Raw genomic sequence first — 14,085 nt, 5'->3', positions numbered from 1 at the left:
GGCTCCCGCTCGACCAATCATCGAGCGTCGGTCGTGCCGCCATGACCGTCCCGCCGCCCAGATTGACCTCAGCGTAGCGCAATCATGCGACAATTCGTAGTGGCTTTACAGATGAAGCGGCAACGGCCGATTCTAGGCGTCGACTGGATGCCTGCGCGATCGCGAAATCAGGACGCGGAGGAGATCGAATTGTGTGAGGCAGCGCCGGCGGGCGACCGGTGAATCCCGCACTCCATCTTCGACAGTCCGCTCCAGCGGCCCGCGCGCGGATTGTCCGCGCTGCCGCACTGGACCGTGCAGGGCGCGCAGCCGATCGAGGGGTAGCCTTTTTCGAGGAGCGGATGCCGCGGAAGATCATAGTGATCGAGATAGGCCTCGATCTGTTGGCGAGTGAAGCGGGCAAGCGGATCGATCTTCAGACGCCCGTCAGTTTCCTCGAGCGTCGGAACATCCGCGCGAAGCCCGCCATGATATCGCTTGCGACCGGAAATCCAGGCCTTGAAGCCGGTCAGCTTATTTTCGAGCGGCAGAACCTTGCGGATCTGGCAGCACCGGTCCGGATCGCGGCGGTGCAGCGATCCAGCGCCGTCGAGCGCCCGCAAGACATTCGCCTGAGGCGTGACGACGCGCAGATCGGTGAGGCCGAGCAGAGCCGTCAGCTGCGCGCGATAGGCGATCGTTTCCGAAAACAGCTTTCCGGTATCGAGCGTGATGACAGGAAGCGATCGGTCGATCGAGGCCGCCATATGCAGCAGCACCGCGGATTCCGCGCCGAACGAGGACACGAGCGCTATGTTTCCACAAAACAGGTCGGTGACGAGCGGCGCCAGCAACTCGGGTCCGTCGAGATAGTTCAGCTCTGCGATGACGGCTTCATACATGGCAGTTCGGCCGATCAAAAACGGTGGTGGCGTGATAAAGCCGCATCATAGCTTCGCCACGAAATCGAGGATCGCCTGGCGGTCGGTCTCGTCCAGGTCGAAGAAGCGGTCGCGCACAATCTGCGCCGTGCCGCCATGGGCGAAGACGGCATTACGCAGCGTGATCGCGCGGCCGTCGTGCAGGTACCGTTGGCGCAGGCGGATGCCGACGAGCGGCGTGGTCCGCCATTCGGCGCCGATGGCGTCGCCCTGGACGATCTTGTCGTCGAGCGCCGGCCCCATGTCGTGCAGCAAAAGGTCGGAGTAGAGCTGGACTTCGCCGTTAATGCCCTCCAGCGCCGGCACATGGCATTTGGCGCAACCGGTCGAGGCGAAAAGCCGTCCGCCATGACTGCCGAGCATCGCGCTTTGGCTCGATGAAGGTGATGCGGCCCGGAAGGTCGCCGAGAACGGGATCAGCGCACCGTAGGCCAGGGCCGCCGACAGAGTCACCCCGACTAGCCCCAGGCCGATCAGGCGCAGGCGCCGCCGGCCTCTCCGAGCCGGCCGAGCCGGGTGGTGATGCCGAGCGCGATCATCACCATGAGGAACAGGAATTGGTCGACACTGAGGATGACGCGGCGCAGTTGCGGATTGAGGGTGATCTCCGAATTGAACATCACCACGCCGATGAACGCGACGATGAACCACGGGAACGGGATCGGCGTGGCCTCTTGCGCCTTGTTGCGGCTGCGAAACACCAGGCTGGCGGCCAGCAGAAGCGGGACGAGCATCAGCACTTTGCTGAGCTTGACCAGCGTGGCGGTGTTCAGCGCGCCATCGGAAATGGCGAAGGAGGCGCCGTAGACCTGCGCAAGTTCGAAAATGCTCGCCCCGACGAACACACCATAGAGGCGGTCGTCGAGATGCGGCAGCCAACCGCCCAGGAACATGACCGGATAGGCGAGCAACGCCACCGTGCCGCTCAGCGTGATCAAGGCGATGGCGATGCCGGCGCTCTGGTCGCGTGCACGCACGAGCGCGGCCATGGAGAGGATCGCCGCGGCGCCGCAGACGGCGCTGCCGACCGCGACAAGCAGCGCGATCTCGGCGTCGAGCCTGAACAGCTTGCGCGCGATGGCGTAGAGCAGCGTCAGCACCAGGATCAGCTCGATGGCCGCCACCGCGAGCGGCATGAACCCCAGATCCAGGAACAGCCGCGTCGTGATCCGGAAGCCGACCAGCACCACGGCGAGCCGCAACAGATAGCGCTTGGTGAAGTCGAGCCCCGGGCGCAAGGCGTCCGGACAGGCGAAGCTGCTGCCGATCAGCAGCCCGAAGAGCATGGCGACCAGGACCGGGTTGCGCGACAGCGGCTCGCCCAGTCCGCCGGCGATCCAGCCGGCCGCAAGGGCGAGTGCCGCGGCAACGATGACGCCAGGCAAGACCGGGCGCATTTTTTCCGGCGCATGGGAGAGCGTCAGGGCGTGGCTCATGGTTTTGCCCCATCAGGCAGGCTGAGCGCTCGCAGATAGGAGGCGACCGCATCGATCTGTGCGGAATCGTCTTCGATCGGCTGCGCGCCCGCCTCGCGGCTGACAGTCGCAGTGGTGATGCCGAGTTCGTTTGCAAAAGCGTTCGCCACCATGTCTTCGAGGGTGGCTATATCAGCCTTCCAGCCGTAGCGGCCGACCCGCGATGCGCCTTTGGTGTCGACGACATGATGCGCGCGGCCTTTGATGCCGTCGCCCTTGCTGACCGCCTGCGCTTCGATGACGCTGTCGGGAATCTCGTCGATCCCAGCGACCCCGTAGAGAGCGAGCGGCATGCGCAGCGAAATCACGTTGGCCTGGCGCGGCATCGCCGCCGGCACGGTCGCATTGCCGGCGCCCCCGTCGAGTGTATAGCGCCTGGCGACCGGACTGTTGGGATGATCGATCGGAACCGTGCGCCCAGACCCCGGATCCATATGGGCTATCCTGCGCGCAAAGTGGCTTTCATCAACGCTCGCGCCGCCGGGGCCGGGATGGCAGGCCACGCAGGACGCCGCATTGAACAGTGGGCCGAGGCCCGTCTGCGGCGTGTAGTCAGTCTGAAACACCTGTTTTCCGCGCGCCACAAGATTGGCGTCGGCTTGTGTGCCTTGCGTCTCCCGCATCGTCGTCGACGCGCCGTGCTCGCCGAAGGTAGGGATCTCGATGAGTGCGCCTTCGCGACCCGGAAATCCCGGAATGTCGCCGCCTATCGTTATCCAGATCCGCTGTGCGTCAGCCGACGTCGCGATCGCACGAAGGCGATCGGGGCCGAGGGGGCCAAGACCGGGGATGTCGATCGTCGCCCGGGCGAGAAGCCGGCCGTCCTGGCTCAAGCGCAGCAGCGAACCGTCGCCGCGATTGGCGACGAACAGATCGGACCCGCCGGCCAATGTCGTATGGCTCGAGAACTGCGGATTGGCGATTTCGGGAATGGCGGCGGCGACATCGACCGGGCGGTCGAATTCCGGCAGCGAGATCGTGCGGGCCCTGGCGACCGTGAAATGCCGCCGGTCGTCTTCCAGTTCAAGCAGCGCCAGCCGGTCGCGGCCCGGATCGGCGATGTAGAGAGCGCGGTCCGGGTTCCACTTGAAGGCGATGCCGATGACGCCGGGATCGTCGCCGATGCCGTGGCCGGTGCTTACCGTGCCCCGGCCGGTACTTACCGTGCCCCGGCCGGTGCTTACCGTGCCCGGCCCGGCCAAGCCGTCGACGCCATCCTGGACATGGATTTGAACCACGCCGCCATCCGCGGTGACCGCGGCGAACACGGCAAAGCCGCTGCCGTCCGGCGACGGACCGAGAAACGCCGTTCCGAGCGCGCCCGTCTGCATTCCGCCCGGTGTCAGCTGGCCGCTTGCCTGATAGTTCAGCAGCTTGCCAAGCCAGCCGCTGGGCTGTGCTTTCGGCGTCTGTTCGCGATCGGTATGCCGGCCGGCGAACACGCCGCCGGCCTCGCGGCTTGGCGCGTTGGCGAGCGGCGCACCGTCGGGGTCGACGACCGTGACGCTGCCCTCGCCAGCCACCCCGTTCGGGGCATTAGCGATCCAGGGCCTTCCGAACGCGTTGTTGATCGAAATGTATCGCGGTCCGGACGCGGCTGCGAGGCGTGCGGTTCGAGCCCCGGCATTGTACCGCTGGTTGAGGAACCGTTCACTCTGTGCTGTATAGAGCTGAACCCTCCCATCTCCATTGTCGAGCTCTTGCGGAACGATAATGGTGCCACCGGACTTGTCCGCGCGCGGATCGATGGACAGGATCGTCCCGGCCTCAAATGCTGGATCGCCTGGAGGTGCGCCGAAATTGCTGCCCACGGCGACGAGAACCCTGAGCGGATCGAGCACCCGCCCTTCACGCGTCGCCATAAGGAATTCCGGATTTCCAGGTATCGGCCCGCCAACATGAAAGCGGCCCACCTCGCGCACGCCGGCCACGTCGGGCAGCCCAACCGCGACCATGCGAGCGCTCAGGCGCCAATCGGGAGTCTGCTCCCCAGCGACACCCGAAGCCGGCAGCAGGCTAAGAAATATCGCCGCTGCCTTCGAGCGCGTCCGGCGTGAAGAAAAACCCGACAGCAGGGACCATCGCCGGGTCTGATGAGTCCCGACGAAATCTGTTGCGGCCACTGCACTGCCTGTTCGCATCGCGAGGTCTCCGCCAGTCGCAAGCGCTTGGTGACGCCTGCCACTCACGGTGCAACTTTCGAACACGCGCGCTTACGGATCGCTTACGGCATTCGGCGTGACGGGCTCGCCGAGCATCACTGCTATGATTTGAGGTCGCGCTGACATTGCCGGCGCGAACGGCCGGTCGTTCAATCGGCCGGGACGCTTTCCAGTCGCTCTCCGCCGGCCTTTGCGATGAAGCTGCGCCAACCGCCATAGGCCGAAATGTCGATCGCCTCTGACAACCCGGCGGTCTCGACCAGGAAGCCCTTGGCCGATGTCCCGTCATCGAGCTCGATCGTGCCTATGCCGAGCGGCGGCGGGATCGCGGCCACGAAGCGTCCGAACGCGTCTGCTGAAAGCCGCCAAACCTCGACGTCGATCGACTTCCCGTTGCCGTCGGCAACACGCACGAGCCCGGGCTTCGGCACGGATTGGCCGGCGAGTGCGTAGAGCTGATAGGAAGCAACCGTCCTGGCGGCTCTGCTCAATCGCGCGCCAAGCGCGCATAGTTGGCCGTTGAGCGGCATTCCCGACAAATGCGCACCGACGACCACGAGCTCGATCATTTCGTCACCAGGGTCCAAGGTTTTGGCGGGGGAGGCTGGCATCGCCCAGCCTGTCGCGCCAAGGCCGAGACCGCTGGCTGCATGCAGCTCGCTGGCCAGCGACGCCGTCAGGGCGTCCTTGCCGGCGGCGGCAAGCAAAGTGACGCTCATCGGCAAGCCGTCGTCGCGCTTGCCCGTCGGTACGGCGATGCCGCACATGTCAAGCAGATTGACGAAGTTGGTGTAGGTGCCGAGCCGGCTGTTGGTGATGATCGGATCGGCCAAAACAGTCTCCAGCGAATAGTGCGTCGGCGCGGTTGGCACGCAGAAAAGGTCGACCGAGGCGATAACAGGCGCGAGCCTGGCCTTGTAGGCCTGCAGCGCATAGAGGCCTTTGAAAGCATCCGCTGCGGAAAGTTTTCGCGCCCCGCCTATGATCTGGCGCGTCACCGGATGCATGGCTGCCTCGTTCACGTCCATGAAATCCGCGATCGCCGCATAGCGCTCGGCCACCCAGGCGCCTTCGTAGAGCAGGTTGGCGGTGGCGTAGAAATCGCCGAAGGGGATTTCGATCAATCGGCAGCCAAGTTTTTCCAGCGTCCGCAGCGCCGCTTCGAATCCCGCTTGCATGGCCGCGTCGCCAAAAAATTCCCGATCCGTCTTTGCCGGAACGCCGACAGACAGATCGGGTGGACGCGGACCGAGTGACGGCGGCGCGGTGAAGCGCGAATAGGGATCGGCATCATCCTTTGCCGCCGCGGCCCTGAAGACGCTGTAGGCGTCATCGACGGTGAGCGCAAAGACGGAGACGCAGTCGAGCGTGCGGCAGGCCGGCACCACGCCGACGGCCGACAGCGCGCCGACCGTCGGCTTCAGCCCGACGATATTGTTGAGGCCGGCGGGAATGCGGCCGGAGCCGGCGGTATCGGTGCCGAGTGCGAAAGAAACGAAGCCGTGCGCCGTCGCCACAGCCGAGCCGGACGAGGAGCCGCCCGGCACCAGTTTCGGATCGACCGCGTTTCTCGGGATTGGATAAGGTGTGCGCACGCCGACGAGGCCGGTGGCGAATTGGTCGAGATTGGTTTTTCCGACGACCAGCGCGCCGGCCGCCCTCAGACGCGCGACAACGGTGGCGTCTTTTGCCGGCAAGTAGGCATATTCGGCGCAGGCCGCCGTGGTCGGCATGCCGGCAACATCGATGTTGTCCTTGACCGCGAACGGCATGCCCCAGAGCGGCTTTGCCACGGGATCGAATCCGCCGAGTGCTTCGGCTTCGGCGAGCATCTCCGCCTTGCTCGCCAGATGGATGAAGATGCCGGGATCGTCCGCTTCCGCTATGCGCTGGAGCACGGTTTCGATGACGGCCGCAACCGACATGCCGGAGGCATACGCCGCGTGCAGGCTCCCTATATCAAAACGGATGTCGCTCATTTCGCCTCGTCCAGAATGGCCACCGGCAGATTCCACTGGATCAGCACGACGCAACCGTCTTTCGTCCACACCGAATGCTCGGTCCCGACCGGGTTCAGGATCACGCTTCCGGCAAGATAGTCGCCGTTCTCGTCGCTCTGGGTGCCTTCCAGCACGACGATGGTTTCGAGCCCGACATGACGATGGCGCGGCACGCCGGCGCCGGGCCGATAGTTCAGGATGGCGACGGCCGGTTCGGCCGGTCCGCCCTTGAGCAGCCAATGCACCGTGATGCCTTCGCGAAAATGCTCGAATGCCAGATCACGCCAGCCCCCATCGATGAGAGTCGGGTATGCAATGTTAGGCATCGGCAATTCCCTTGAGCACCTGGTCCGTCATCGCCGTCCAGCCGACGATCGCGCCCTGCGCCCTGATCATGGCCAGCGCGGCCGCCTTGAATTCCGGAAAATAACTCTCCGTCGCATCCTCGGCCAGCAGGCATTCATAGCCGCGGTCGTTGGCCTCGCGCATCGTCGTCTGCACACAGACTTCCGTCGTAACTCCGGCGAAGACGAGCTGCTGCACGCCGAGCCGTTTCAGGTCCTCGCCGAAGCTGGTAGCGTAGAACGCGCCCTTGCCCGGCTTTTCGATGACGATCTCGCCCGGCAGCGGGGCAAGCTCGTCGAGGATCGCCGTTCCCGGCTCGCCGATGATCAGCACACGGCCCATCGGACCGACATCGCCGATCCGGATCGACGGATTGCCGCGATTGCGCTTGGCCGGCGGCAGGTCCGAAAGGTCTGACCTGTGGCACTCCATCGTGTGGATCACCGGCAGGCCGGCGGCGCGAAATCCCTCGATCAGCCTTTTTACCGTCGGCACGATCGCCACCACCCGGCTGACGTCATTGCCGAGGCTGGCGCCGAAGCCGCCCGGCTCGGCGAAATCGCGCTGCATGTCGATGACGACCAGCGCCATCGCCTCAGGCTTGAAGGCAAACGGAAACGGCAGCGCGTCGATTGCCGCCATCAGTGCTGTCCGGCCATGTGCTCGCCGATCGTCTGCACGCTCGCCTTGGCGATCGGCGTCTCGTAGACCAGCGCGCCGTCGGACATGACGAAGATGCGGTCGGAGAGCTCCAGCAATTCGTCGAGGTCCTCCGACATCAAGAGCACGGCGGCACCGGCGTTGCGTGCCCGCATGATGCGCGCGCGGATTTCGGCAACGGCGGAGAAGTCGAGGCCGAAGCACGGATTCGAAACAATCAGCAGATCGACCTCGCCGGTCAGTTCGCGGGCGAGCACAGCGCGCTGGACGTTGCCGCCGGAGAGCGATGAAATCGGCGAGGCGAGCGAGGCCGTCTTGACCTTGAACTGCTCGACCAGGCGCGTCGCATAGTCTCTGATGGCACTCATCCGGATCCAGTTGATCGGCTTGCCGGCCTCGTTCAGGTCGAAGGTCCGGAAAGCCATGTTTTCGGCAACCGTCATCCTCGGCGCGCAGGCATTGCGCAACGGTTCCTCCGGGATGAAACGCACATTGAGCGTGCGGGCCTCGGCGCGGCTGGCGCGGTAAGGCGATCCCTTCACCAGGACGTCGCCGGCATCACGCGTGCGCTGCCCGGCCAGGACTTCTAAAAACTCCTTCTGGCCGTTTCCGGAGATACCGGCGACGCCGACGATCTCGCCGGATTTCACATCGAGCTCGCCGATATTGATGGTCTTCAGGCCGGTGCGGTCGGGCGCCTTCAGTGCCTTCACCGTCAGGATTTGCCTGGCACCGACCGGCACTGGAGCGCGGCTGTCGAGCGCGGCGATCGGCTGGTCACCGATCATCATCGCCGCCATCTGCTTGTGAGACAGCTCCGGTACTTTCCCCGTTCCTGTCAGTCTGCCCTTGCGCAGCACCGTGATGTCGTCGGCAAACGCCGTCACCTCGTGGAACTTGTGCGAGATCATCAGCACGGTGAGATCGCCCGCCTTGGTCATGCCGCGCACGAGGCCCAGCACTTCCTGCGCCTCGCCGGGGGTTAGCACCGACGTCGGCTCGTCCAGCACCAGAAAGCTGCGGCCGAGATAAAGCTGCTTGATGATTTCGAGCTTCTGTTTCTCGCCGGCGGCGAGTTCGGCCACTTTGACGTCGAGCGGCAGCTTGAACGGCATCCGCTCCATGAATTGGGCAAGTGCGGCGCGCTCCTTGCGCCAGTCGATAATCCCCGGCACCTTCTCGCGCGAAATGACCAGGTTTTCCGCACCTGTCAGCGACGGGACCAGGGTAAAATGCTGGTAGACCATGCCGAGGCTGAGCGCCGAGGCCTCCTTCGGACTGGCGATCCCGACCTCGCGGCCGTCGACCAGAATGTCGCCGGCGGTCGGGTGATAAAAGCCCATGATGCATTTGACCAGCGTCGATTTGCCCGCGCCGTTTTCGCCAAGCAGCGCATGAAACGATCCCGCCGGCACCTTGATGGAGACGTCGTCCAGCGCGGTGAAGCCACCGAAGCGCATGCTCATGCCGATCGTCTCGACGCCGACGGCCTTCTTTCCGCTTTCACGCATCACGACACCGTCATGGCAACTGGGCGACGAAGGACGCCGAATTGGACACCGCGCCGAACACGCCGCCTTGCATCTTGATCATCTTGATCGCGGCGAGATGGTTGCCGTAGTCGGTCGCCCCGCAGCAATCCTCCAGCATCACGCATTCGAAGCCGCGGTCGTTGGCTTCGCGCATCGTCGTGTGCACGCAGACGTCGGTGGTGATGCCGGTCAGCACGATGTTTTCGATGCCGCGCTGGTTGAGGATCAGCTCCAGGTCGGTGGCGCAGAACGAGCCCTTTCCCGGCTTGTCGATGATCGGCTCGCCTTCGGCCGGATAGAGGTCGGGGATGATGTCCCAGCCCGGCTCGCCGCGCACCAGGATGCGCCCGCAGGGTCCGGGGTCGCCGATGCCGGCATTGATGCGGCGCGAGCGCCAGCGCTTGTTGGCTGGCAGGTCGGCGAGATCGGGCCGGTGGCCCTCGCGCGTATGAATGATGGTGTAGCCCTTCGCCCGCATGGCAGACAGCACCGATCTGATCGGTTCGATCGGCGCCCGCACCAGCGACAGGTCGTAGCCCATATGGTCGACATAGCCGCCCGGCCCGCAGAAATCGGTCTGCATGTCGATGATGATCAGCGCCGTGTTGTCGGGCCGAAGCTCGCCATTGTAGGGCCATGGATAGGGATCGGCATCGATATAGCGCTGCGTGACCTCGGCTCTGGCGTTCATTGAGAAAAACTCCAGTCTGGAAACGTCATTTGGTGATCGACAGTTCGCCCGGCGCGCCGGCCAGCGAACGGCTCGGCGACGAGGTGGCGATCATGATGACGAGGGTGAGGATGTAGGGTGCGGCGTAGAACAGATAGTAGCCTTGCGTGACGCCGACCGATTGCAGCGCCGGCCCGAGCGCGCCGGCGCCGCCGAACAGCAGCGCGGCGGCAAAGCAGCCGAGCGGATTCCAGCGCGCGAAGATGACCAGCGCCACCGCCATCAGCCCCTGTCCCGACGAAATGCCTTCGGTCCAGCTGCCGGGATAGTAGAGCGAAAGATAGGCGCCGCCGATGCCGGCCAGCGCGCCGCCGATGCCGGTGGCGATGAGGCGCACCGTATTCGGGTTGAGGCCCATGGCGCGCGCGGCGTCGGAACTGTCGCCGACCACGCGCAGGATCAGGCCGGCGCGGGTGTTGCGGAAAGCCCACCACAGGAATACGGCAAATGCTGCGCCGATCAGGAACAGCACGTTGACGTTGAGCGCCGCCTGCACCTGCGGAACGTCGGACCAGCCGCCAAAGGGGATGGCCGGCAGGTCGGGCGCCGAGGGCTGGATGAACGGTTTGCCGAAGAAGAAGGCGAGACCCGAGCCGAACAGCATCAGCGCAATGCCGATGGCAATGTCGTTAACCCCACGGAATTTGCAGATCCAGCCGTGGAACAGGCCGAAACAAAGACCGGCAGCGGCGGCGGCCAGCAGGCCGAGCCACGGTGAGCCGGTCATCACCGCCACGGCATAGGCGGTCATCGCGCCGAAGACTAGCGTGCCTTCGAGACCGAGATTGATGCGCCCCGAACGCTCGGTGATGGCTTCGCCCAGCGACACGAAGATGAAGGGCGTCGACACGCGGATGGCGCCGCCGAGCATGGCGAGCGGAACGCCCCAGAGGCCGATCGCGGTTGCATCCATCAGGCAGTTCCCTTCAGGAGATCGGGCTTCTTCAAGAGATCGCCTCTCTGCCAGAGATCGGGATTGAAGGCCTTGAAGCGGCCGTAGAAGGTTTCGCTGAACAGGATGACGACGAACAGCATGCCTTGCAGCACCAGCACGGTGGCGTCGGGCAGGTCCATGCGGCGCTGGATCAGCCCGCCGGAGGCGTCGATGCCGCCAAGCAGGAAGGCGACCGGGATGATGGCGAGCGGATTGTGGCGGGCGAGGAAGGCGACCAGGATACCGGTATACCCATAGCCGGCGGCGAGCGAGGCGTTGGCGCTGCCTTGCACGGCGGCGACTTCCAGCATGCCGGCAAGGCCGGCGAAGCCGCCGGCCAGCGCGGTGAAGCCGACGACCAGCGGCCCGACGGCAAGTCCCTGCACCTGGGCTGCCCTGACATTGCCGCCAGCGATGCGGGCGGCGAAGCCCCACCGGGTCTTTTCGATCAGCAGCCAGGACAGAACGCAGGCGATGACGCCGACGACCAGGCCCCAATGCACGTCCATGCCCGGAATATTGCCGATGCGATAGACCTCCGCCAGCGGCTCGGTCGACGGTTTGTTGAGCGAGGCGGGATCGCGCAGCGGTCCTTCCACCAGATGGTTCATCAGGGCGATGGCGATATAGGCCATCAAAAGGCTCGATATGGTTTCGTTGACGGCACGGTAGTGGCGTAGCGCGCCGACGGCACCGATCCAGATGCCGCCGGCGGCCAGGCCCGCCACGCCCATGGCAAGAATAACGAAAAAGGCGGGGGTCCCGCTGGCGGCCACGCCCATGGCGGCCGCGGCAACGCCGCCCAGCACGATCGCGCCTTCGCCGCCGATGACGACAAGGCCGAGCCGGGCCGGCAGTGCCACGCAGAGCGCCGCAAGCAGCAAGGGTGCGGCCCGCGACAGCGAGTTCTGGACCGAGAACCACGAGCCGAAGCCGCCGCGCCACATCGTTTCATAGAGCTGCGCCGGCGATTTGCCGACCAGCGCGATGAACAGGCTGAACAGGGCCATGCCGACGATCAGCGCCGCGAGCGGGATGACGAAGGCCTCCGCCCGCCGGGCGATCCATTCGAGCGCCGTGGGATAGCCCCGGGCGCCGAGCATCACTGGCACGCTCGCACTGCTCACGGTGTCTGCCATGGCCCCCGTCTCCGATCCATGCTCAAGCGGTCGAGCCGACGACACCCTCGACGAGATAGTCCATGCTTTCCAACTCGATCGCGGCTTCGACGAAGGTCTGGCCCTCGGTTGCGACGACGTCGCCCTTGTTGTTCTTCAACGGCCCCTTGATTACCGAAAAGCCGCCCTTCATCATTTCGGCGAGCGTGCCGTCGAACTGGGCGCGCGCCGCCTCGCTGACGGCGGGGCCGAGCGGGCTCATCTTGACGAAGCCGTCGGCCAGTCCGCCGCGCGTGAAATTGGGCAGCGGCTTGCCGGCCATGAGGTCGTCGACGAACATCTTGTAGACCTTCGCCCAGTTCCATTCCGCGCCGGTCAGATATTTTTCCGGCGCCAGCGGGCTCTGATTGGCATGGTAGCCGCAGATGAAGGCGCCGCGTCCCGCCGCCGTTTCGACCACCACTTTCGGGCTGTCGACATGGCAAGTGATGACGTCGGCACCCTGATCGACCAGTGCATTGGTGGCTTCCGCCTCCTTGACCGCCAGCGACCATTCGCCGGTGAAGATCACCTGGCAGGTGATGGTCGGGTCGACCGAGCGTGCGCCGAGCAGGAAGGAGTTGATGTTGAGCAGGACCTGCGGAATGGGCTTTGCGGCGACGAAGCCGATCTTCTTGGTCTTGGTGGCGTGGCCGGCGGCGACGCCGTTGAGATACTGGCCCATGCCAATATAGCCGAAATAGGAACCGGCATTCATCGGATGCTTGTCCTTGTTCCACATGCCGCCGCAATGGCGGAACTGCACGTCGGGGAATTTCGCGCACATGGCCAGCATGTGCGGATCGAAATAGCCGAACGAGGTCGGGAAGATCAGCGAGGCGCCGTCGAGGTTGATCATCGATTCCATCGTCTTCTGGACATCGACCGTCTCGGGGACGTTCTCCTCCTCGACCACGGAGATGCCCTCGATGGCCTTCAATGTGGCGGCACCCTCGGCATGCGCCTGGTTGTAGCCGTAGTCGTCCTTCGGTCCGACATAGATGAAGCCGACGGTGACGGCAGCGGCGAACGCCCTGCTGATCGGGAATGACGCCGAGGCCAGACCGAGCGCCGCTCCGACGGCGGAGGTCTTCAGCAACTCGCGGCGGCTAAGCATGAATCTCTCGGTCATGTGAATGCTCCCTGTTGGACCCTTTTCCGGGTCGATTGATTCCCTTCTTGTAAAAGTGCATGCAATCGCTGTGCCAGTTCAAAAGATAAAATTTATCAAATGAAATCAGTCGATACACAGACCAGCCCTGCTTAAGTGAAAGGCAATTGCATACACTTTTTGCCGTTCGAATAGTCAGTTTGACAGGTAGATTAAAATAGAGGCATAGAGGACGCGTCCGAGTCGAAACTTCCGGCGAGCCACTCGACTCTGCAAAAGACTGGACGGAGGAGAATTGTCGGGGAAGCGCAGCTTGATCAGGTCGGGCACGACCGTCGATCAGATGGTGAGGGCGATCGGCGACCGGATCGTCACCGGCTTCCTGCGCCCCGGCGAAAAGCTCGACGAGGCCTCGCTGGCTGCCCGTTTCGATGTGTCGCGCACCCCGGTCAGGGAGGCGCTTGGCCGGCTGAGCGCCATGGGGTTGGTCGAAAGGCGGCCCAACCGCGGCGCCACCGTCGCCGTGGTGACGCAGGAGCATCTTGCGTCGATGTTCGAGAGCATGGCCGAGCTTGAAGCGATCTGCGCGCGGTTCTCGGCCGAGCGCATGACCGCCGCCGAACGCCGCGCGCTCGAAATCGAGCACCAGGCATCGGCGCGCCTTGTGCAACTGGGTGCGGAGGAGGACTACGAGTATTTCAACACCGAGTTCCACACCCGGCTCTATCGCGGCGCGCACAGCAAGCACATCTATGAACTGACCGTCATGACACGCAGTCGGCTGGCGCCGTTCCGGCGCGCGCAATTCATGCTGCCGGGCCGCCTGGCCAAATCCTGGCAGGAGCATGACGTCATCGTTACCGCAATCATGCGCGGCGACAGCGCTGCCGCAGGACATGCAGCCAAGGATCACGTTTCCATCGTCAGCGAGGCGAGCGCCGTCTTTGCTGCGGTTGACCCGATGAAACCGGCGGCGGATTCGTTCGGGATGTCTTCCTAGCAATCAGGCAAACTGCCCAATCCGTCGGCGATGCGATGATTTTCGCGTCACTCAAGCGA

At 64.6% G+C, this 14,085-nt stretch carries 13 protein-coding genes; 1 reads left to right on the top strand and 12 read right to left on the bottom strand.

Annotated elements, in window-relative coordinates:
• Window positions 1-167: 167 nt before the first annotated feature.
• The 12 genes from AC0L3L_RS02745 to AC0L3L_RS02690 form a co-directional block, all read right to left on the bottom strand.
• Window positions 168-881, bottom strand: coding sequence for a phosphoadenylyl-sulfate reductase (locus tag AC0L3L_RS02745; RefSeq protein WP_473636461.1), 714 nt, complete (start codon window positions 879-881; stop codon window positions 168-170).
• A 45-nt stretch (window positions 882-926) separates the two neighbouring features.
• Window positions 927-1,373 (bottom strand): di-heme oxidoredictase family protein, encoded by a 447-nt coding sequence (locus tag AC0L3L_RS02740; protein WP_473636460.1) that lies wholly within the window; start codon window positions 1,371-1,373, stop codon window positions 927-929.
• 20 nt (window positions 1,374-1,393) lie between these two features.
• Window positions 1,394-2,356 carry a YeiH family protein gene (locus tag AC0L3L_RS02735; RefSeq protein WP_473636459.1) on the bottom strand — a complete coding sequence of 321 codons (963 nt, stop codon included), beginning with the start codon at window positions 2,354-2,356 and terminating at the stop codon, window positions 1,394-1,396.
• The gene (locus AC0L3L_RS02730) at window positions 2,353-4,350 is read right to left on the bottom strand and encodes a hypothetical protein (RefSeq protein ID WP_473636458.1); all 1,998 of its coding nucleotides are present in this window, start codon (window positions 4,348-4,350) and stop codon (window positions 2,353-2,355) included. Before AC0L3L_RS02730 ends, AC0L3L_RS02735 begins: the two co-directional genes overlap by 4 nt.
• 356 nt (window positions 4,351-4,706) lie before the next feature.
• The gene (gene atzF / locus AC0L3L_RS02725) at window positions 4,707-6,536 is read right to left on the bottom strand and encodes an allophanate hydrolase (protein WP_473636457.1); all 1,830 of its coding nucleotides are present in this window, start codon (window positions 6,534-6,536) and stop codon (window positions 4,707-4,709) included.
• Window positions 6,533-6,883: a cupin domain-containing protein gene (locus tag AC0L3L_RS02720; protein WP_473636456.1), complete on the bottom strand. Its 351-nt coding sequence runs from the start codon at window positions 6,881-6,883 to the stop codon at window positions 6,533-6,535. Before AC0L3L_RS02720 ends, atzF begins: the two co-directional genes overlap by 4 nt.
• Window positions 6,876-7,544 carry a cysteine hydrolase family protein gene (locus tag AC0L3L_RS02715; RefSeq protein ID WP_473636455.1) on the bottom strand — a complete coding sequence of 223 codons (669 nt, stop codon included), beginning with the start codon at window positions 7,542-7,544 and terminating at the stop codon, window positions 6,876-6,878. The genes AC0L3L_RS02720 and AC0L3L_RS02715 overlap by 8 nt, the downstream gene beginning before the upstream one ends.
• On the bottom strand, window positions 7,544-9,073 hold the full coding sequence (locus AC0L3L_RS02710) for an ABC transporter ATP-binding protein (RefSeq protein ID WP_473636454.1): 1,530 nt from the start codon (window positions 9,071-9,073) through the stop codon (window positions 7,544-7,546). Before AC0L3L_RS02710 ends, AC0L3L_RS02715 begins: the two co-directional genes overlap by 1 nt.
• Before the next feature lie 10 nt (window positions 9,074-9,083).
• A complete protein-coding gene (biuH, locus tag AC0L3L_RS02705; protein WP_123146849.1) occupies window positions 9,084-9,785 on the bottom strand; it encodes a biuret amidohydrolase in 702 nt (233 codons plus the stop codon).
• A gap of 25 nt (window positions 9,786-9,810) precedes the next feature.
• Window positions 9,811-10,737 carry an ABC transporter permease gene (locus AC0L3L_RS02700; RefSeq protein WP_473636453.1) on the bottom strand — a complete coding sequence of 309 codons (927 nt, stop codon included), beginning with the start codon at window positions 10,735-10,737 and terminating at the stop codon, window positions 9,811-9,813.
• Window positions 10,737-11,861, bottom strand: coding sequence for an ABC transporter permease (locus AC0L3L_RS02695; protein WP_473636563.1), 1,125 nt, complete (start codon window positions 11,859-11,861; stop codon window positions 10,737-10,739). The genes AC0L3L_RS02700 and AC0L3L_RS02695 overlap by 1 nt, the downstream gene beginning before the upstream one ends.
• 58 nt (window positions 11,862-11,919) lie before the next feature.
• Complete coding sequence (locus AC0L3L_RS02690; protein ID WP_473636452.1) at window positions 11,920-13,047, bottom strand: BMP family ABC transporter substrate-binding protein; 1,128 nt, start codon at window positions 13,045-13,047, stop codon at window positions 11,920-11,922.
• Between the two features lie 292 nt (window positions 13,048-13,339).
• Between AC0L3L_RS02690 and AC0L3L_RS02685 the strand changes: the two genes are divergently transcribed.
• Window positions 13,340-14,026 (top strand): GntR family transcriptional regulator, encoded by a 687-nt coding sequence (locus AC0L3L_RS02685; protein ID WP_473636451.1) that lies wholly within the window; start codon window positions 13,340-13,342, stop codon window positions 14,024-14,026.
• Window positions 14,027-14,085 lie beyond the last annotated feature (59 nt).

The sequence above is a fragment of the Mesorhizobium sp. WSM4849 genome (assembly GCF_055811385.1).
The sequence above is the reverse complement of the archived record's forward strand: the minus strand, read 5'-3'. Positions and strand labels throughout refer to the sequence as shown.

What these genes read in the sequence shown, in the direction of transcription:
- AC0L3L_RS02745 (WP_473636461.1), bottom strand. Translation starts at nt 881, where the DNA reads ATGTATGAAGCCGTCATCGCAGAGCTGAACTATCTCGACGGACCCGAG.
- AC0L3L_RS02735 (WP_473636459.1), bottom strand. Translation starts at nt 2,356, where the DNA reads ATGAGCCACGCCCTGACGCTCTCCCATGCGCCGGAAAAAATGCGCCCG.
- AC0L3L_RS02730 (WP_473636458.1), bottom strand. Translation starts at nt 4,350, where the DNA reads ATGGTCGCGGTTGGGCTGCCCGACGTGGCCGGCGTGCGCGAGGTGGGC.
- atzF (WP_473636457.1), bottom strand. Translation starts at nt 6,536, where the DNA reads ATGAGCGACATCCGTTTTGATATAGGGAGCCTGCACGCGGCGTATGCC.
- AC0L3L_RS02720 (WP_473636456.1), bottom strand. Translation starts at nt 6,883, where the DNA reads ATGCCTAACATTGCATACCCGACTCTCATCGATGGGGGCTGGCGTGAT.
- AC0L3L_RS02715 (WP_473636455.1), bottom strand. Translation starts at nt 7,544, where the DNA reads ATGGCGGCAATCGACGCGCTGCCGTTTCCGTTTGCCTTCAAGCCTGAG.
- AC0L3L_RS02710 (WP_473636454.1), bottom strand. Translation starts at nt 9,073, where the DNA reads ATGCGTGAAAGCGGAAAGAAGGCCGTCGGCGTCGAGACGATCGGCATG.
- biuH (WP_123146849.1), bottom strand. Translation starts at nt 9,785, where the DNA reads ATGAACGCCAGAGCCGAGGTCACGCAGCGCTATATCGATGCCGATCCC.
- AC0L3L_RS02700 (WP_473636453.1), bottom strand. Translation starts at nt 10,737, where the DNA reads ATGGATGCAACCGCGATCGGCCTCTGGGGCGTTCCGCTCGCCATGCTC.
- AC0L3L_RS02695 (WP_473636563.1), bottom strand. Translation starts at nt 11,861, where the DNA reads ATGCTCGGCGCCCGGGGCTATCCCACGGCGCTCGAATGGATCGCCCGG.
- AC0L3L_RS02690 (WP_473636452.1), bottom strand. Translation starts at nt 13,047, where the DNA reads ATGACCGAGAGATTCATGCTTAGCCGCCGCGAGTTGCTGAAGACCTCC.